Here is a 20,323-nt window from a genome sequence, read left to right on the forward strand (position 1 = left end):
AGCCGATGCGCCAGCCGGTCATGGCATAGGCCTTGGAGACGCCGTTGACCGTGAGCGTGCGATCCTTGAGCCGGGGCTCGAGCTGGGCCGGGGTGACGAAGCGGAAGCCGTCATAGACGATGTGCTCGTACATGTCGTCGACCAGCAGCCACACATGCGGATGCTTCAGGAGGACGTCGAGCAGCGGCCGGTAGTCGTCGGCACTGTAGGCGGCGCCCGACGGGTTCGACGGCGAGTTCAAGAGCACCCAGCGCGTCTTCGGCGTAACCGCCGCTTCGAGCTTGTCGGCGGTCAGCCGGAAGCCGGTGGACGCGTCGCAGGGGATCAGAACCGGTTTGCCTTCGCAGATCTGGACGATATCCGAATAGGAGGTCCAGTAGGGCGTCGGAATGACCACTTCGTCACCGGGGTTGATCGACGCCATCATGGCGTTGAACAGGATCTGCTTGGCGCCGGTCGAAACCGTGATTTCGTCCTGCTCGTAGGCAAGGCCGTTTTCGCGCTGGAACTTTTCGCGGATTGCCTTCTTCAACTCCGGCGTGCCGTCGAGTGCGGTGTACTTTGTGTCGCCGCGCTTGATCGCCTCGCAGGCGGCGTCCTTGACGAAGTCGGGCGTGTCGAAATCCGGCTCGCCCGCACCGAGGATGATCACCGGCTTGCCTTCGCGCTTCATGGCTTGCGCGCGGGCGCCGATCTTCAGGATTTCGGACACTCCGATCGAGGAGATCCGCGAGGCGGGCTGAAAGCCCGCCTCCTTGACCGTTGCGTTGATGGTCATGGTCTCTACCTAACTGGGTGCGCCGATTATTCGATGTCGAACGACACGCCCTGCGCCAGCGGCAGAGCCTTCGAATAGTTCACCGTGTTGGTGGCGCGGCGCATATAGGCCTTCCACGAGTCCGAACCGGATTCGCGACCGCCGCCGGTTTCTTTTTCACCGCCGAAGGCGCCGCCGATTTCGGCACCCGATGTGCCGATGTTGACGTTGGCGATACCGCAATCCGAGCCGTCGACGGCCAGGAACCGTTCGGATTCCTGCATGTCGCGGGTGAAGATCGAGGACGACAGGCCGGCTGCGACCGCATTGTGATCGGCAACGACGGCGTCGAAGTCGCTGTACTTCATGACGTAGAGGATCGGCGCGAAGGTTTCTTCGAGAACCGGCCCGGCCTGCTTGGGCATTTCGACCAGAGCGGGCTTGGCGTAGTAGCCGTTGTCGTAGCCGAGTTCGACGCGCTCGCCGCCGGTGACGGTGCCGCCATGCGACTTCGCCTCAGCGATCGCCTTCTGCATGCCGTCGAAGGCCGCCTTGTCGACGAGCGGGCCGACGAGGGCTGTCGTTTCCAGCGGGTTGCCGACCGAGACCGAACCGTAGGCCTTCTTCAGGCGCGGAACGAGCTGATCGTAGACGCTTTCATGCACGAACAGGCGGCGCATGGTGGTGCAACGCTGGCCGGCGGTGCCCATGGCGCCGAAGGCGATGGCGCGCAGCGCCATGTCGAGATCAGCCGACGGGCAGACGATGCCGGCATTGTTGCCGCCGAGTTCGAGGATGGCGCGGGCAAAGCGCTTGGCAAGGCGCGGACCGACGTCGCGGCCCATGCGGGTCGAGCCGGTTGCCGAAACGAGCGGTACCTTCGGGTTGTCGACGAGAACTTCGCCGACGGTGCGGTCGCCGATCAGGACCTGCGACAGGCCTTCCGGCGCATCGCCGAAGCGGGCAAGCGCGCGCTCGAAGATCGCCTGCGAGGCGAGCGCCGTAAGCGGCGTCTTTTCAGACGGCTTCCAGACGACGGAGTTGCCGCAGACGATGGCAAGGGCGGCGTTCCACGACCAGACGGCGACCGGGAAGTTGAAGGCAGAGATGACGCCAACGACGCCGAGCGGGTGCCAGGTTTCCATCATGCGGTGGCCGGGACGTTCGGTGGCGATCGTCAGGCCGTAGAGCTGGCGGGAAAGGCCGACTGCGAAATCGCAGATGTCGATCATTTCCTGGACTTCGCCGAGGCCTTCCGAGGTGATCTTGCCGGCTTCGATCGAAACCAGGCGGCCGAGGTCGGCCTTGAAGGCGCGCAGTTCTTCGCCGAGCAGGCGGATCAGTTCGCCGCGCTTCGGCGCCGGAACCAGGCGCCAGGCCTTGAAGGCTTCGTGGGCCTTTTCGATCTTAGCGGCAGCTTCAGCAGCCGAAACCGTCTTGAGGTTGCCGATCTTTTCGCCGGTGACCGGGCTGAAGGACGGCATGTCGCCGCCGGTGTAGAGTTCCTTGGCGACGCCCATCTTTTCAAGAAGCGCTGCGGCTTCCTTGCTGACGTCGACTTTCTTGGTTGCGATGTTCATGGTCTGACTCCCGTTTTCCTGGCTTGAGCTATCAAAAGCGCACGCTGCCGAGTTTTCCCGGCGAGGTGAGCGTCTTCAGGCCTGCGGCCATGTCCTTGAGTTTGTCTGGTGTATAAAAGTCGTAATAGGCCTGGTTGCGGCGGCCGATCGCATGTTCTGCGCTGAAGCTGCCGTGATACTCCTCGACGGCGGCGGCGAAAACCCATTGGCGCAGCCGCGGTTCGAAAGTCTCGTCCTTGAGAAGGTCGCTGTCCTTCGGCACGACGAGATTGAAGTGCACGCCGCCGTCGCCGATATGGCCGAAATCGCAGACGGTCACGTCGGGGAATTTCGAGGGCATTTCGGCCTTCATATGGTCGCAGAAGGCCATGATGTCACCCCGGCGGAAGGAGACGTCGAAGGCGATCAGCTTGCCGAGATGCTTGACGCCCTCGGAGAGCGCGTGGCGCAGCGCCCAGATTTCGTGCGGCGGTCCGACGAAGGCATCGGCGAGCGGCGCCTCCTCCATCTCCCAGATTTCGGCCAGCGCCGTCTCCAGCACGGCGTCGAGCGACTGTTCGCCCTCGCGCGGTGCCCAGGTGCGGCTGATCTCGGCGAGGATGACGTAGTCAGGGACGTTACCGCCCTGGAACGGGTTCTTCAGCGACGGCACATGGGCAAAGGCGGCCGTTACGGCGTTCTTCGACATGCCCTCGAAGGCCGAAAGATAAGCGCCGAGGCGTTCTTCCATGGCACGCAGCAGCGGCAGCACATGGGCGCCGCTTGCCGGAACCAGCAGTGCGGTTGCCGTCTGTTGCGGCAGGCGCTCGAGGTTCAAGACGCATTCGGTGACGATGCCGAAGGCGCCCGAGGTGCCGACGAAGATCTGCTTCCAATCGACGCCGGTGTTGTTCTTGCGCAGGTCGCATTGCAGGTCGAGCACGGTGCCGTCGGCGTCGCCAAGCACGACCTTGAGGCCGAGCGTGTTGCGGCGCACGTCGCCGTATTTGAGGAAGCGCGAACCGCCGGTATTGGTGGCGATCATGCCGCCGATGCGCGGGTCGGCGCCGAGATCGATCGGGAAGAACAGGCCGTGCTCTTCCAGCCTCCGGTTGAGATCGGACAGCCGGAAGCCGGCGTCGAGCCGCACCGAGCGGTTGTCGAGGTCGAGTTCGAACCGCTTTGCCAGCCGGTCGAGGCTGAGGATGGCTTCGTCGCCCGACTGATCCGGGGTCGAGCCGGAGACAAGCCCGGTGTTGCCGGATTGCGGGATCAGCGCGATGCCGTTCGAGACGCAGTAGGCAACGGCAGCAGAGACCTCTTCGGTCGTTGCCGGCCGCAGAACGAGCGAGGTCCGGCCGCGATCGTAGCGCGCGCCGGTCTCATAGGCTTCCAGGTCTTCAGGACGCGTCAGGACACCCTTGTCTCCAAGGATGCCAGTGAGTGCGTCGATGTGCAGTTGATCGATCATAGGATCAGTATCATTCCGCAGCGATGGCGCCGGTCAAGACCCGGAGGCAGCTTTCGATCGAAGCCTGCTCGATGCCGGCATAATGATCGAACTCGTTGAGAACGGTCGCGCCGAGATCGCTCTCGAAGCGCTTCTGGTTCGGGCTGGCAACAAAGTCCTGCTGGGCGCCGTCACCGAGGTTCGACTGGAAGATACCCGCGGCGCTGACCGGCAGGAAGTCTTCGTAGACGATCGAATCGAACTGAACGAGGCCGGCTGCGATCAGCGCTTCGATGTCGCGTGCAGCAGAGATGCCAGCCTTGCGGCCTTTTTCCGTCAGCGAATAGCTGAAATAGCCGAGTCCGGCTTCACGGATCCCTGCCCAGGTGTCCGGGAAGGGCTCGAAAGCCCCTGCAAGCGCCGCTTCGTATTCGCGGGCGTTGGAGCCGTCAGCCGCCGGGCGAACGATCTTGCGCGAGGCGTCGAGCAACTCGTCATAGAGGGCGCGGCCCTTCGGGGTCAGCGCGATGCCGCGCTGTTCGATCTCGCCGAAACGGGCGGTGTGGGAGCCTTCCTTCCAGGTGCCGTCGGCGTCCATGAAGGAGACCGGCTCTTCGAGCGCCTTGAACGAGGTCTGGCGCAGGAGGATCGGGCACTTGCGGGTCGGCGGACCCTCGACGACGGCCTTCGGGGCAATCGCGTATTCCGGCATCAGCGCCTGCACCTTGTCGATATCGAGCGTGCGCGGGGTGAGATGATTGATGTGCGGGCCCTTGAAGGAGACGACGTCGGCGATCAGGCGATGGGCGTCATGCAGGCGCTTGTACATGTCGGGGCTGACATTGGCCTGGTCGTGCCAGCGGAAGGTTTCGAGCACTTCCGAAACGAAGCGCTCGGCATCCGCCTTATCGAGGCCTCCGTCGCGCTCGGCCTTTTCCGTGAGTTCGACAGCGCCCGTCGTGAATATCTGGCGTGCGGCCAGGATGACGTCGGCTTCGGCGCGCAGCGCTTCGTCGGCGATCAGGTCGAGTCGCAGCAGCGAGGTGAAGACGCGGAACGGGTTGCGCTTGAGCGCCGCGTCGCCGACCGGACGGAAGGCGGTGGAGTGAACCGGAACGCCGGCGGTCGACAGGTCGTAGTAGCCGACCGGAAACATGCCCATGACAGCAAAGACGCGGCGCATCATCGCAAGTTCGGCAGGTGTGCCGAGCCGGATCGCACCGTGGCGCTCCTCGGAGATGCGGTCGAGCGTATCCGTCGCGTCGAGGCGCTCCTTCAGCTTGGGATCGGCGGCGAGCGTATCGTCGTTGACCTTGGCGACCAGCTCCATCAGCGTGCCGTAAGCCGGCACCTCTTCGCGGTACATGACCGACATGGCTGCGGAAAAGGCCGAGCGGATGTCGTCGGCGGATACGAAACTATTCTCTTTCACTGGGGCTCGCCTCGCGCTATGGGTGAAGGACAAGGTCATTCTCATTTCGGATCATATCCGATCGAACTGGCCTTTGATCGCGTTGCTTCTGACTATGTTGATGCGAGGGCGGAATGAAGTTGAGCCGCAGACTGGTTCCCGACGTGACGACGCTGCAGGCGTTCGAGTGCGCGGCGCGACACGGCAGCTTCACGCAGGCCGCCGCCGAGCTGAACCTTACCCAGAGCGCCGTCAGCCGCCAGATCAAGGATCTCGAAAACCAGCTCGGGGTGCTCCTGTTCGAGCGCGTGCGCCAGCGGGTGATCCTGTCCGACGCCGGCCAGAAGTTTCTGCCGGAGGTGCGCCGTCTGCTCAACCAGACCGAGGAGCTGATGGTGCGGGCGATGGCGTCTGCCCGGGCGGATTCGACGCTTTCGATCGCGTCGTTGCCGACCTTCGGCAGCCGCTGGCTGGTGCCGCGGCTTCCCGATTTCCTCAAGCGTCATCCGGACACGGTGATCAACATCGCCTCGCGCTCGGCGCCGTTCGATTTCGAAGAGCAGAATTTCGATCTCGCCATTCATTATGGCCAGCCGGTCTGGGCACGCGCCACCTGCAGCTATCTCTGCAGCGAGATCATCGTGCCGGCCGCAAGCCCTGCCTTGCTCGCCGACCATCCGATCGCAACCCCGGAAGACCTGGTGGCCGGTCCGCTCCTGCATCTGGCCACCCGGCCCAAGCTCTGGGCGCAATGGTTCGAGGCCAACGACATGGACGGGCGAGGGGCCTATCGTGGCAACCGCTTCGACCAATTCTCCATGGTGATCGAGGCGGCGACCGCCGGCCTCGGTTTTGCGCTTCTGCCGCGCTATCTGATCGAGCAGGAGATTGCCGCCGGTACACTGCGGATCGTGCTCGACCGGCCGATGCAGACGGAAAACAGCTATTATCTCGCGGTGCCCGAGGGCAAGCTCGAAAACCCGATCAGCCTGGCGTTTCGCGAGTGGATTACCGAGCAGGTGGGCTGACCGATCGACCTTTTGTCGAAAATTCGTGGGAACCTTCCTCGCCCCCATCACGTTTCGCCTCGTCTGCCACCCGCATGAAGCTTGAAAGAGGGCGTTTGAGAGAGCTGTATCCTAGTGCCATTGGGGGCGCATCCAGCGGCCTGTTCCGGCCTGTTTCGTCTGTGCGCAAATCGACCGATCTTGTATGAGCAATCCTTGCAAGCTGTTGGCACCACGGCTAAAAAATGCCATTTTCATGCATCACGCGGCCTTGAAAACCAATGCGCCGCCGGCTTTGCGATCTCCGATGCCCAGTCGTGGGCGGTGCCTGTTACCGCCAGGTCCCGGTTTCCCGGGAAATGACGGTGGATGGGAGGACACATGACCGTGTCTAGCAACGCGCCGGCTCAGCCTGATTTCTCAGGTCCGCAGCCAACCCGGCACCCCGACGAGGGCCGGGCCGATCAACCCCGGTTGGATTCAGAACCCGTACCCATGCAGCTCCAAACTACGCCGCCCACCTCTCCGCGCGAACCGGAAGCGAAGCAGATCGATTACAACGATTCGATCCGCGCCACCTTCTTCTCGATGGAGGACCTCCGCCAATGCGGCGAGGATCTCGCGGCCAAGGGTGTCTCCTCGCTGCCGGGCTTTTTCCCGTTCGAGTTCCGTCCGCGGCATCGCGAGAACGAGAACGAGATCCTGCGCGTCTACCGGGCGACGGCCGCGGACGTCGAGGCCGGCGCAACGATCACGCCGGCGGCCGAATGGCTGCTCGACAACCATCACGTCGTCGAAGAGGCGATCCAGGAAGTGCGGCGCGATTTCCCGCGCCGGTTCTATCGCCAGCTCCCGACGCTTTCGGTTTCGGGCACGGTGATCCCGCGCACCATGGCGCTCGCCTGGCTCTATGCTGCCCATACCCACAGCACGGTGACGCGTGAAAGCATCACGGCGATGGTCGAGGGCTTCCAGAAGCACGAGACCTTCAAGATCGGCGAACTCTGGGCCTTGCCTTCGATCCTGCGCTTTGTGCTGATCGAGAACCTGCGCCGGATTGCCATCCGTGTCGAACGCTCGCGCGGCATGCGGCGCAAGGCCAACGACGTCGCCGACCAGATCATTCGCCTCAGCGATCCGGAAAAGTCGCGCACGCTGCTTGCGGAATCGGAAGCACTGGCGGCCGACAACACCTTCGTCGCGCAGCTGCTCTACCGCATGCGTGATGGTTCGCAGACCTCGGGCGCCGTCATCGGCTGGATCGAGGAACAGCTCGAAAAGCGCGGCAGCGACGTCGAAAGCGCGCTGGTCGCCGAGCAGAATCGCCTGTCGTCCGGCAATGCGACGATGAGCAACATCATCCGCAGCCTGCGCGAGATCGACGACACCGACTGGGCCGTCTGGTTCGAAAGCGTCAGCAAGATCGACGCGGCACTGCGTGAAGGTTCCGACTACGCGGCGCTCGATTTCGGCTCGCGCAACAAGTACCGCGACACGATCGAAAAGCTGGCGCGCCGCTCGGGGCACAGCGAATTCGAAGTGACGCAGATCGCCATCCAGATGGTGCGCGAGGCGGAAGTCGCGGCGGAGACGGAAGCGCCGCTGCAGCAGCCGAATGTCGGATCGTTCCTCGTCGGCAAGCAGCGCAAGCTTTTGGAAAAGAAGATCAGCTACCGGCCGTCGGTGCTGCAGAGCATCATTCGCCTCAGCCGCAAGCTCGACTGGTTTGCGATCGCCGGGCCGAACATCCTTCTGACCATCCTGGCGATGATCGCCGTCTATTCCTTCGTCAGCCCGATGGAGATCCCGAACGGCGCGAAGCTGATCATGCTGCTGCTCTTCGCGCTGCCGGCTTCGGAAGGTGCAATGGGCCTGTTCAACACGCTGGTGACGCTGTTCGTCAAACCGTCGCGGCTGGTCGGCTACGAGTTCATCGACGGGATCCCTCAGGACGCCCGCACGCTTGTTGCAGTGCCGTGCCTGATTTCCAAGCGCGATCACGTCGACGAACTGGTGCGCAATCTCGAGGTCCATTACCTCGCCAACCCGCGCGGCGAAATCTACTTTGCGCTGGTCAGCGACTGGGCCGACAGCAAGGACGAGGAATCGAGCGCCGACGCCGACGTGCTCGACTATGCCAAGCGCGAGATCGCCCAGCTTTCGGCGCGTTATGCCTATGACGGCAAGACCCGCTTCTACCTGCTGCATCGCCGCCGCCTGTATAACGAGCAGGAAGGCGTGTGGATGGGCTGGGAGCGCAAGCGCGGCAAGCTGCATGAGCTGAACATGCTTCTGCGCGGTGACCGCGACACCTCGTTCCTGCAGGGCGCCAACACGGTGCCGGACAACGTGCAATACGTCATGACGCTCGATTCCGACACGCGTCTGATGCGCGATGCGGTGACGAAGCTCGTCGGCAAGATGTACCATCCGATCAACCGTCCGGTGGTCGATCCGAAGACCCAGGACGTGATCGCCGGCTACAGCCTGTTGCAGCCGCGCGTGACGCCGTCGCTGACGACCGGCAGCGAAGCCTCCGCCTTCCAGCGCATCTTCTCTTCCAACCGCGGTATCGACCCCTATGTCTTCACCGTGTCCGACGTCTACCAGGACATTGCCGGCGAAGGCAGCTTCACCGGCAAGGGGCTCTATCATGTCGACGCCTTCGAGGCGGCGCTGAAGGGACGCATCCAGGAAAACGCCGTTCTCAGCCACGACCTGCTCGAAGGGTCCTATGTGCGCTGCGCGCTCGTCACCGACGTCGAGCTCGTCGAGGACTTCCCGACCCGCTACGAGGTCGAGATGTCGCGCCAGCATCGCTGGGCGCGCGGCGACTGGCAGCTCTTGCCCTACATCTTCAATTTCTCGAACGGGCTGTCGATGCTCGGGCGCTGGAAGATGTACGATAACCTGCGCCGCTCGCTGATCCCGCTTGCCTGGCTCGTCGCCTCGGTCATGGGCTGGTATTACATGGAGCCGACCGAAGCGCTGATCTGGCAGATCGTGCTGATCTTCAGCCTGTTCGTCGCCCCCACCCTGTCGCTGATCAACGGCCTCCTGCCGCGCCGCAACGACATCGTCGCACGTGCACACCTGCATGCGGTCCTGACCGAAGTCCGTGCCGCCAACGCGCAAGTTGCTCTTCGCATCGTCTTCATCGCCCACAATGCGGCGATGATGGGCGACGCCATCGTGCGTTCGCTCTACCGCACCTTCGTCAGCGGCAAGCTGATGCTCGAATGGCGCACGGCCGCGCAGGTGCAAAGCGCCGGCCACGGCACCATTGGCGATTATTACCGCGCCATGTGGATCGCGCCGGCGCTGTCGGCGATCTCCTTGGCGCTAGCTGCGATTTCCGACACCGGCCTGCCCTTCATCGGCATTCCCTTCGCGCTGCTCTGGGCGCTGTCGCCCGCCGTCGCCTGGTTCGTCAGCCAGTCGGCTGAAACAGAAGACCAGCTCGTCGTTTCCGACGAGGCGATCGACGAGATGCGCCTGATCGCGCGCCGCACCTGGCGCTACTTCGAGACCTTCGTCACCGCCGAGCAGCACTTCCTGCCGCCGGACAACTTCCAGGAAACGCCGCAGCCGGTTCTCGCCGAGCGGACGTCGCCGACCAATATCGGCGTCTATCTGCTTTCGGTCATGTCGGCGCGCGATTTCGGCTGGATCGGCTTCGAGGAGACGATCAACCGCCTGGAGCAGACGATCGCCACTATCGACCGGATGCCGAAATATCGCGGCCATCTGTTCAACTGGTACCGGACGAATACGCTCGAAACCATGGAACCTCGCTACATTTCGTCGGTCGACAGCGGCAATCTGGCCGGTCACCTGATCGCCGTGTCGTCCATGTGTCGCGACTGGGCGGAAGCGCCGTCGGCGCATGTCCAGGGCAGCCTGATCGGTATTGGCGACGTCGCTGCGATCCTTCAGGAAGTGTTGCGCGACCTGCCCGACGACCGCAAGACGGTGCGTCCGTTGCGTCGCCTGATCGAGGAGCGCATCGTCGGCTTCCAGAATGCGCTCGCCGCGATCATGCGCGAACACGAGTTCGCCTCGATCCGGGTGATCAACCTGGCCGTTCTGGCGCGCGACATGCACAAGCTCACGGTCAATCTCGACCATGAGGTGCGCACACCGCAAAGCAGCGAAGTGACGAAGTGGGCCAACTCACTCGTCACCACCTGCGAAGCTCATATCGCCGATGGCGTCTTCGACCTCGGCGCAATCGAATCGCTGCGCCAGCGCCTGCTGGTGCTGAAGGACCGGGCACGCGACATCGCCTTCTCGATGGATTTCGGCTTCCTCTTCCGTCCGGAGCGGCGCCTGCTGTCGATCGGCTTCCGCGTCAACGCCAACGAACTCGACGAGGCCTGCTACGATCTTCTGGCGTCGGAAGCGCGTCTCACCAGCCTGTTTGCCATCGCCAAGGGCGATCTGCCGACCGAGCACTGGTACAAGCTCGGCCGACCGATCGTGCCGATCGGGGCGCGCGGCGCGCTGATCTCCTGGTCCGGCTCGATGTTCGAATATCTGATGCCGCCGCTGGTCATGCAGGAGCGTCAGGGCGGTATCCTCAACCAGACCAACAATCTTGTCGTGAAGGAGCAGATCAACCACGGCCGTCGCCTCGGCACGCCGTGGGGCATCTCGGAAGCGGCTTTCAACGCGCGCGACCACGAGCTGACCTACCAGTACACCAACTTCGGTGTGCCGACGCTCGGCCTCAAGCGTGGTCTCGGCCAGAACGCGGTCATCGCGCCCTACGCCTCGATCCTCGCCTGCATGTACGATCCGAAGTCGGCGCTCGCCAACCTCGGGCGTCTTCGCGAAGTCGGCGCGCTCGGCGCCTACGGCTACCACGACGCCGTCGACTTCACGCCGACGCGCGTGCCCGAGGGCCAGAAGTGCGCGGTCGTTCGCAACTACTATGCGCACCACCATGGCATGTCGATCGCGGCTGTCGCCAACGTCGTCTTCAATGGCCGCCTGCGCGAGTGGTTCCACGCCGATCCGGTGATCGAGGCTGCCGAACTGCTGCTGCAGGAAAAGGCGCCGCGCGACATTCCGATCATGAATGCCAAGCGCGAGCCGGAATCGGTCGGCAAGGGCCAGGACGATCTCCTGCGCCCTGAGGTCCGCATCATCGAGAACCCGCTTTCGCAGGACCGCGAGACCGTGTTTCTCTCCAACGGCCACTACTCGGTGATGCTGACGGCCAACGGCGCGGGTTATGCGCGCTGGAACGGCCAGTCCGTCACCCGCTGGAAGCCGGATCCGGTCGAGGACCGTACCGGTACCTTCATCTTCCTGCGCGATACGACGACCGGCGATTGGTGGTCGGCGACCGCGGAGCCGCGACGTGCGGCCGGTGAGAAGATGCTGACGCGCTTCGGCGACGACAAGGCGGAATTCGTCAAGACCGTCGGCGACCTCACCAGCGAGGTCGAGTGCATCGTCGCCACCGAGCACGATGCCGAGGGCCGTCGTGTCATGCTGCTCAACACCGGCACCCAGGACCGCTTCATCGAAGTGACCTCCTATGCCGAGCCGGTGCTTTCGACCGACGAGGCCGACAGCGCCCACCCGGCGTTTTCGAAGATGTTCCTGCGCACGGAAATCAGCCGCCGCGGCGACGTCATTCGCGTCAGCCGCAACAAGCGCAGCTCCAGCGATCCGGACATGGAAGTGGCGCATCTCGTCACCGACAATGCCGGCAGCGACCGCCACACGGAAGCCGAGACCGACCGTCGCCGCTTCATCGGCCCGGGCCGCACGCTTGCCGAAGCTGCCGCCTTCGATACGGATGCGGCGCTTTCGGGCACGGACGGCTTCACGCTCGATCCGATCATGTCGCTGCGCCGGGTCGTGCGCGTACCCGCCGGCAAGAAGGTCAGCGTCGTCTTCTGGACGATCGCTGCCCCAAGCCGTGAGGAGGTTGATCGCGCGATCGACCGCTACCGCCATCCGGAGACCTTCAACCAGGAGCTCATCCACGCCTGGACCCGCAGCCAGGTGCAGATGCGCCATGTCGGCGTGACCTCGCAGGAAGCGGCAAGCTTCCAGATGCTCGGCCGCTACCTCGTCTATCCGGACATGCATCTGCGTGCCGATTCGGCGACGGTTCAGGCCGGCCTCGATTCCCAGTCGAAGCTCTGGCCGCTGGCGATTTCGGGCGACTACCCGATCTTCTGCCTGCGCATCAACGACGACGGCGATCTCGGCATCGCCCGCGAGGCGCTGCGCGCCCAGGAATACCTGCGCGCCCGCGGCATCACCGCCGATCTCGTCATCATCAACGAGCGCGCCTCGTCCTATGCCCAGGACATGCAGCACGCGCTCGATTCCATGTGCGAGAACCTGAGGCTTCGCGGCCTCTCGGACGGTCCGCGCCAGCACATCTTCTCGGTGCGCCGCGACCTGATGGAAGCCGAGACGTGGTCGACGCTGCTGTCGGCCTCGCGCGCCGTCTTCCATGCCCGCAACGGCACGATCTCCGACCAGATCGCCCGCGCCAACTCGCTCTATTCGCCGGCGCCGGTAAAGGGCGCCGAAAAGAGCAGCGAGTTCGTCGGCCCGCTCCTGGCGGCGCCGCAGGAAGCGGCAGATGTCGCACCGGCGGACATCAAGGGCGACGATCTCTCGTTCTGGAACGGCTTTGGCGGCTTTGCCGAAGGCGGACGCGAATACGTCGTGCGCCTGCGCGGCGGCGAAGCGACGCCGCAGCCCTGGATCAATGTCATCTCCAACGAGCAGTTCGGCTTCCATGTTTCGGCCGAAGGCGCTGCCTTCTCCTGGAGCCGCAACTCGCGCGACTACCAGCTGACGCCTTGGACCAACGACACCGTCATCAACCGTCCGGGCGAAGCGATCTTCATCCGCGATATGGCGAGCGGCTCGGTGTCTACGCCCTATGCGGCGCTGTCGCGTCGTCGTTCGGTCGTCTTCGAGACGGTTCACGGGCTCGGCTACTCGCGCTTCCGCAGTAGCCAGGACGATCTCGACATCGAGGCGACCCACACGGTTCATCGCAGCCTGCCGGCCAAGCTCGTTCGTCTCACGGTGCGCAACCGTGCGGCGACGGCGCGGCAGCTGCGGCTTTACGGCTATGCCGAATGGGTACTCGGCAACAACCGCGCGCGCTCGGCGCCCTTCATTCTCTCGAAGTGGGACGAAGAGACGTCGGCCCTGGTCGCGACCAACCCCTACAGCATCGACTTCGGCGGACGTTCCGCCTTCTTCACCGTCGATGGTGGCGAAGCGGCCGGCTACACATCCAGCCGACGGGAGTTCCTCGGCTCGCTCGGGGGCATCCTCGTGCCGCAGGCCGTGCTTTCGGGTACGGATCTCTCGGGCTCCGTCGATGTCGACGGCGATCCTTGCGCGGTCGTCGCCACCGATCTGACGATCGAGCCCGGCGCCGAGCGGCAGGTGACCTTCATTCTCGGCGATGCCGACAATGAGGAGCAGCTTCGCGCCGTCGTCGGCGAACTGCGTCAAACCGCCTTCGATACGGTGCTTGATGCGGCAAAGTCGTTCTGGCGCGATTTCACCGACATCGTGAAGGTGGAAACGCCGGATCCGGCCTTCGACGCTATGATCAACAACTGGCTGCCCTATCAGAGCCTCGGGTGCCGCATCATGGCGCGCTCGGCCTTCTACCAGGCGAGCGGAGCCTTCGGCTTCCGTGACCAGCTGCAGGACACGCTGGCGTTCCTGATCCATCGACCGGAGCTTGCCCGGGCGCAGATCCTCAACGCCGCGGCACGCCAGTTCGTCGAAGGCGACGTACAGCACTGGTGGCTGCCGGGAACCGGCGCGGGCGTGCGCACGATGATCTCCGATGACGTGGTCTGGCTCGCCCATGCCGTCACCCACTATTGCACGGTGACCGGCACCTCCGACATCCTGGCGGAACGGCTCGCCTTCATCACCGGCCCGGCGCTGGAAGAGGGGCAGCACGACGCCTTCTACAAGCCGGAGATCTCTGAAGAGATTGGCGACGTTTACGAGCATTGCGCCCGTGCCCTCGATCTTGCGATCAAGCGGACCGGCGAAAACGGCCTGCCGCTGTTCCTCGGCGGCGATTGGAACGACGGCATGAACCGGGTGGGCCAGGCCGGCAAGGGCACAAGCACCTGGCTCGGCTGGTTCCTCGCAGGCACGCTGCGCGGCTTCCTGCCCTATGCGCGCGCGCGCAAGGACGAGGCCCGCGTCACCCGTTGGGAAGCCCATCTCGAAGCGCTCAAGACGGCGCTCAACGCGGCGGGCTGGGACGGCGACTACTATCGCCGTGGCTACTACGACGACGGCACGCCGCTCGGCACCAGCGAAGCGCTCGAATGCCGGATCGATTCCATCGGCCAGTCCTGGAGCGTACTCTCGGGCGAAGGCGACGAGCAGCGCTCGCTGAAGGCGATGGATGCGGTCATGGCCGAACTCGTCGATCCGGACCAGCACATCGTGCGGCTGTTCACGCCCCCGCTCGAGCGCACGGCGCAGGATCCGGGCTACATCAAGGCCTATCCGCCCGGCGTGCGCGAGAACGGTGGGCAGTATACCCATGCGGCCACCTGGGTGGCGCTCGCCTTTGCCGAACAGGGCAGGGCGGAAGAGGCCTGGCGCGTGTTCAACATGCTGAATCCGGTTTCCCATGCGGGAAGCCGCGAAGCGGCGGAACACTACCGCGTCGAGCCCTATGTGGTTGCCGCCGATATCTATGGCGAGGGCGACCTTGCGGGACGCGGCGGCTGGACCTGGTACACCGGTTCGGCCGGCTGGCTCTACCGCGTCGGTGTCGAAGGCATCCTCGGCATTCGCAGGCAGGGTGACAGGCTGGTTATCCGGCCGGTGCTGCCGGCGGCCTGGAATGGCTACTCGGCCGAAGTGACGCTCAATGGCGCGCGGCACAAGATTTCGGTTGAGCGCGACAAGAAAAGTGGCGAGCCGATCGTCAGCGTCAACAATAGTGTCACAAAAAACGCGCATGAAGGCATTTTGCTGTAACGGCCGGCATTGAAGACAGGATGAAACCGGCTTTGTTCCCGCAAGGGCAAGGCCGGTTTTTTCTTTGCGGAGATGCGGGGCGGCACGACCTCGACGGCCGGGCGTCGTGCTCTAAATCTCGTGAGCGGGGTGTGGGCGGGAAACCGCGAGCACATTGACATCCCGCTCTCTTTCATGGTGCCGGGCATCGCGCGAAAGGCGGGACGTCGGTGCCCGTTTCAACAGGGATGGGGCAGGGGCGCCAAATCCTGGAAAACGGACCGCATGCTGCAAAAGACTTTTCCGGGTGGCGTCGAGCCGATGTCCGCCCGTTTGGTTCCGAAGGAGCGCGACACACGCCTTGATGTATTCAGGGCGCTGTGTCTCCTGACGATCTTCGTCAATCACGTTCCCGGACAATATCTCGAATACCTGACGCACAAGAACTTCGGTTTTTCCGATTCCGCCGAAGCCTTCGTCCTGATCTCCGGCCTCTCGGTCGGGATCGCCTATGGCGGCAAGTTCGTCTCCGGCGCACGGCTGGCCATGACGCTGAAAATCTGGCGCCGGGCCCTGGCGCTCTACATTGCTCACATCATGACCAGCATCGTGACGCTGGCGATCTTTGCCGGCGGCGCACTCTATTTCGGGCGGCAGGACCTGATCGGCGAGATCAACATCCGCCCGATGGTGGAGCAGACGGAGCAGGGCATCGTCGCCATGGTGCTCTTGGGGCATCAGCTCGGCTACAACAACATCCTGTCGATGTATGCGGCGCTGTTCCTGATGCTGCCGGGCATCCTCTGGCTGAATGGCGTCAGCAAGAAACTGCTGCTTCTGCTCTCGGCCGCCCTCTGGCTCGTTGCGGGCATCTTCAAGTTCGTGCCGTCGAACTTCCTCGACGAGGGCTACTGGTTTCTCAATCCCTGGTCCTGGCAGTTCCTGTTCGTCATCGGCGTCGTCATGATGACCTATGTGCGCAACGGCGGATCGCTGCCGCGCTGGCCCTGGCTGATCGCGCTTTCCGGGCTCTATCTCGCGGTTTCCGCCGTCTGGGTGCTCTTCTCGTTCTGGAGCATCGATTTTTCCTTCGGTCTTCCGGCCGTTCTGACGGGCTTCGACAAGACCTTTCTGTCCACGCCGCGACTGCTGCATGTGCTGGCGCTCGGCTACCTCATCGCGGTGACGCCGCGGATCAGCAACCTTGCCAAACTCGACAGCGATCATCCGCTGGCGGTGGTCGGCCGGCATTCCCTGCCGATCTTCATTTTTGGCACGATCCTGGCGATGTCCGGCCAGGTGCTGCTGTTCGTGACGGGGAAAAACCCTGTTGTCGGCAGCCTCTTCGTCGTCGCCGGCATAGGGCTGCACTTCGTCTATGCCTATTATCTCGAATGGCTGCGCGGCATCGCTGTGGCTAAGCCGCTAAGGGCGGCGTGAGAAACGCCGCCCGTCACAGGGCTTCAGTGTCAGGTTCGAGAACCTAGGGCCAGGCGGCAGGCAAGGGCGGTGAACACGCCGGCGAGAAGGTATTGCGGCAGCTTGGGGAAACGCCGGAAGCCGGACAGCCGCGCGCGCAGATGGCTGCCGACGAGGATGACCGAACCGTTCACCAGCAGGCCTATCCCGTTCAGGATGGTCGCAAGCAGCAGCATCTGCAGGACCATCGATCCGCCGTTCGGATCGACGAATTGCGGAAACAGGGCCAGCACAAAGAGCGCCATTTTCGGATTGAGCAGGTTCGTCATCAGCCCCTCGCCGAAAACCCGGCGGGCCGATAGCCGCTTGAGGGTTGCAATCGGGGAGGCGCCCATTGAATCCAAGCGGATGGTCTTCCAGGCGAGATAGAGCAGATAGGCGCAGCCGGCCCAGCGGACGATCTCATAGGCGATCGGAACGGTGACAAAGAGCTGCGACAGACCGAGTGCGGCGGCGAGCGCGTGGCAATAGGTGCCGAGCGCGATGCCAGCATAGGTAAGAAACCCGACCGCGCGTCCCTGGCTGACGCTGCGAGAGGCAATCAGCAGCATGTCGGGCCCGGGCGTGGCGGTGAGCACGAGGCTTGCTGCGGCGAAAACTGCGATCGTGGAAATGTCCGGCATTGGTGGTTCCCTTGGAATTGAAGCCGGAATTCCGGAATACCAACATTCCCCAGAATGGCAAGTCCGCTCCATGCAAGTGGCGCCGAAACGAAAAAACCACCCGCAGTTGGCTGCGGGTGGCTTGAAGCTTGTTCGCTTGCTTGGAGCGTGTCTTAGGCTGCCGTGTGGCTCATGCGGACATCGTCGTCCGTCAGGATGCCGCTGGCGCGGAGCAGGGCGGCAAAGCGGCCGTTACTCTGGCTGAGCTCGTTGAAGCCACCCATCTCGACGATCCGGCCCTGGTCCATGAAGATCACCAGGTCGGCCTCGCGCACCGTCGACAGGCGGTGGGCGATGATGAAAGTGGTGCGGTTCTTGCGCAGCGCGTCAATCGCATCCTTCACGCGGTTCTCGGTTTCGACGTCGAGCGCGCTGGTCGCCTCGTCGAGCACAAGGATCGGCGCGTTCTTCAGGATGGCGCGGGCGATGGCCACGCGCTGGCGTTCCCCGCCCGACAGGCGGTTGCCGCGCTCGCCGACCACCGTATCGTAACCGGTCGTGCGGCCCTCGATGAAGTCGCAGGCAGCAGCCGCTTCGGCGGCAGCCATGATTTCTTCGATTGTCGCATCGTCACGGCCGAGGCGGATGTTGTCCGAGATCGAGCGGTTCATCAGGCCCGCATCCTGGAAAACGGTGGCGATCGAACGGCGCAGCGACTTGCGTGTCACCTTCGAGATGTCGTTGCCGTCAATCAGGATCTGACCGTCACGCGGGTCGTGGACGCGCTGCAACAGGTTGACGAGCGTCGTCTTGCCGGCGCCGGTCGGGCCGACGATGGCGATCGTCTGGCCGGCCTTGGCCGTGAACGAGACGTTGTGCACGCCCTGGTTCGTGTTCGCAAAGTCGAAGGAGACGTTGCGGAACTCGACCTCGCCGACAACCGCCGGCAGTTCGGTCGCACCGGCCGGCTCGTCGCGTTCGCGGACGGCATCTTCGAGGGTGAAGAAGTCCTCAAGCTTGGCACGGGCCTCGAAGATCTGCGTGACGAAGGCCTTCATCTGGTCGAGACGGCCGATCAGCAGGTTGGCAAAGCCGATGAAGGCGATGACTTCGCCGACGCCGAGTTCGCCGCGCTGCACCAGCACGGTACCGATGACGAGGATCGCCATCATCGAGATGGTCGAGGCGACGCGGTTCAGCCCGCTTGCCAGCGCCCACCAGTCGAGAACCGGGAACTGGGCGGAGATCAGCCGCTCGGTGAACTTCTTCAGCTCGCGGGTTTCAGCCTCGATGCGGTTGTAGCTGTGCACGACCGAAACGTTGCTGATCGCGTCGGAAACGTGGGAGAAAACCGTGTGGTAGTGGTTCTCGACCGAAGCCTGGCCTTCCTTGGTGCGGCTCATCACCACCTTGCTGATCACCACATAGAGCGCGCCGAGAACGACAAGCACGAGCGACAGGCGCACGTCCATGGCAAAGGCGGTCGGAACGAGCAGAATAAGCGCGACAGCGGTCGCGAGGTGCTGGCGCATGAATTCGAGCCAGAGACCGAAGAGGGTTTCGCAGGCGCGAAGCAGCGTGTGCAGGGCGTTGGAGGTGCCGCGCTGGCTATGCCAGGCGAGCGGCATGGAAACGATGCGGCCGAAGGCTTCCGTCAAAAGCGTGGCGCGGCGGCCATGGGCCAGCCGGTCGGCCTCGCGGGCGACGAGCACGAAAGCGACGGTGTTGAAGACGCCGAGGCCTGCCCACATCAGCAGCATCGGCGTGACTTCGCCCTTCGACGAGATGGCGTCGATGATGCGTCCGAACAGGATCGGTTCGGCAATGGTGATGGCTGCCAGAACGACGTTGGCGAGAACGATCGCTGAGACGCGAAACTTGTGAACCGCAAGATACTGGAGCGCTCTTGCATACACCTGGAACAATGACACTGTCTCACCCCTTCCGGGTACCGGATTTGACGCGCCGCAGACCTTCTGCGGCGGATGCACCCGCGTCCTCGAGGTTCCCCATGGCGAGCATTGCTTCGCGCCGTTAGAACACTCGGGGCCGCGCTGAGACGGTCTTTGGCGGCAATGGGAAGCCGTAGCCGGACGCAGGACAGCTATTCCTTTTCCCGTTTCGCTCGTCTGCGAGCTTGGCGAGAATATTCATAGTCTGCTATCTGTCGTGCCAACTCCGATTTCTTGCATATTTCGCATAAGACCGGGCGTGGTATGACGGATTATCGCGGGTGCAACATGAATGGTCGCTGAACGGTGCCTTTATGTCCGGATTCGGAAATGCGACCATATGCATCGACCTGGAAGGTGATCCATGAACATTACGCTGCTCGTACAGTTTCTCGCGCTTCTGGAGGAGATGAAGACTCGCGAGGAAATCATCCCGGAATTCGAGCGTCTGCTCGATCGCTGTGGCTTCGACTTCTACGGCGTCGTGCGCCAGCCCAAGCCGCATGACAATCCGCTGAGGCTGCTGCTTGCCGGTCGCTGGCCCGAGGGCTGGCCGCAGATCTACATCCGCAAGAAGTTCGTGGTGATCGACCCGACCATTCGCTATCTCGGCCATGCCCAGCGCGGTTTCCGCTGGCGCGATACGCTCTTTGCCTTCCGCTCCGATCCGCATCGCAAGCGCATGGAAAGCATGATGATCGAGGCCCGCAATCACGGTCTCTACGACGGCTATATCTTCCCGGTGCACGGCCGGCGCGGCCTGCTCGGCAACCTGACGGTCGGCGGGCGTGTCGTCGACCTGAGCCCGGTCGAGATCAGCCTGTTCGACTCGATCGCCAAGCGGCTGTTCTGGAAGCTCCTGGACCTGACCGACCCGGAGGTTTCGGCCGAACTCGGCTCGCGCGTCGAGGTGCAAATGACGCGGCGCGAAATGGAAGCGCTCAACTACCTGGCCGATGGCCTGACCTCCAACGACATCGGCAAGGTGCTCGATATTTCGAGCCACACGGTCGATTGGTACATGAACGGAATCCAGGAAAAGCTGAAGGCCAAGAACCGCCACCACGTCGTGGCGATCGCCTTCCGTCTCGGCCTGATTTCCTAAAGTCGAAAGGCAT

General features: G+C 63.6%; 10 protein-coding genes. 4 read left to right on the forward strand and 6 right to left on the reverse strand.

All coding sequences use genetic code 11. The features are described 5' to 3' along the window. From L981_RS30640 to L981_RS30655, 4 genes are all read right to left on the reverse strand, one after another. On the reverse strand, positions 1-778 hold a 778-nt coding region (locus tag L981_RS30640), incomplete at its 3' end, for a pyridoxal phosphate-dependent aminotransferase (RefSeq protein WP_043625767.1). 26 nt (positions 779-804) lie between these two features. Next, on the reverse strand, positions 805-2,337 hold the full coding sequence (locus L981_RS30645; RefSeq protein WP_043625770.1) for an aldehyde dehydrogenase family protein: 1,533 nt from the start codon (positions 2,335-2,337) through the stop codon (positions 805-807). Positions 2,338-2,368: 31 nt separating this feature from the next. Next, the gene (locus L981_RS30650; protein WP_043625773.1) at positions 2,369-3,787 is read right to left on the reverse strand and encodes an FAD-binding oxidoreductase; all 1,419 of its coding nucleotides are present in this window, start codon (positions 3,785-3,787) and stop codon (positions 2,369-2,371) included. A 10-nt stretch (positions 3,788-3,797) separates the two neighbouring features. Then, on the reverse strand, positions 3,798-5,198 hold the full coding sequence (locus L981_RS30655) for a VOC family protein (protein WP_043625776.1): 1,401 nt from the start codon (positions 5,196-5,198) through the stop codon (positions 3,798-3,800). A gap of 113 nt (positions 5,199-5,311) precedes the next feature. Between L981_RS30655 and L981_RS30660 the strand changes: the two genes are divergently transcribed. The 3 genes from L981_RS30660 to L981_RS30670 all read left to right on the forward strand — a co-directional run bounded on the left by L981_RS30660 (position 5,312) and on the right by L981_RS30670 (position 16,612). After that, positions 5,312-6,205 (forward strand): LysR family transcriptional regulator, encoded by an 894-nt coding sequence (locus L981_RS30660; protein WP_043625779.1) that lies wholly within the window; start codon positions 5,312-5,314, stop codon positions 6,203-6,205. A gap of 360 nt (positions 6,206-6,565) precedes the next feature. Next, a complete protein-coding gene (gene ndvB, locus L981_RS30665; RefSeq protein ID WP_043625782.1) occupies positions 6,566-15,193 on the forward strand; it encodes a cyclic beta-(1,2)-glucan synthase in 8,628 nt (2,875 codons plus the stop codon). Positions 15,194-15,457: 264 nt separating this feature from the next. Then, entirely contained in the window at positions 15,458-16,612 is a 1,155-nt protein-coding gene (locus L981_RS30670; RefSeq protein ID WP_043625785.1) for an OpgC family protein, read from the forward strand. Between the two features lie 29 nt (positions 16,613-16,641). Here the strand turns inward: L981_RS30670 and L981_RS30675 are convergent, their stop codons facing one another. Next, positions 16,642-17,274: a LysE family translocator gene (locus L981_RS30675; RefSeq protein ID WP_043625788.1), complete on the reverse strand. Its 633-nt coding sequence runs from the start codon at positions 17,272-17,274 to the stop codon at positions 16,642-16,644. Between the two features lie 152 nt (positions 17,275-17,426). Next, on the reverse strand, positions 17,427-19,184 hold the full coding sequence (locus L981_RS30680) for a glucan ABC transporter ATP-binding protein/ permease (protein ID WP_043625790.1): 1,758 nt from the start codon (positions 19,182-19,184) through the stop codon (positions 17,427-17,429). A 385-nt stretch (positions 19,185-19,569) separates the two neighbouring features. Between L981_RS30680 and L981_RS30685 the strand changes: the two genes are divergently transcribed. Then, complete coding sequence (locus L981_RS30685; protein WP_034802969.1) at positions 19,570-20,310, forward strand: autoinducer binding domain-containing protein; 741 nt, start codon at positions 19,570-19,572, stop codon at positions 20,308-20,310. Positions 20,311-20,323: the final 13 nt, after the last annotated feature.

This window comes from Ensifer sp. ZNC0028 (assembly GCF_000799055.1).
Lineage (GTDB): Bacteria > Pseudomonadota > Alphaproteobacteria > Rhizobiales > Rhizobiaceae > Ensifer.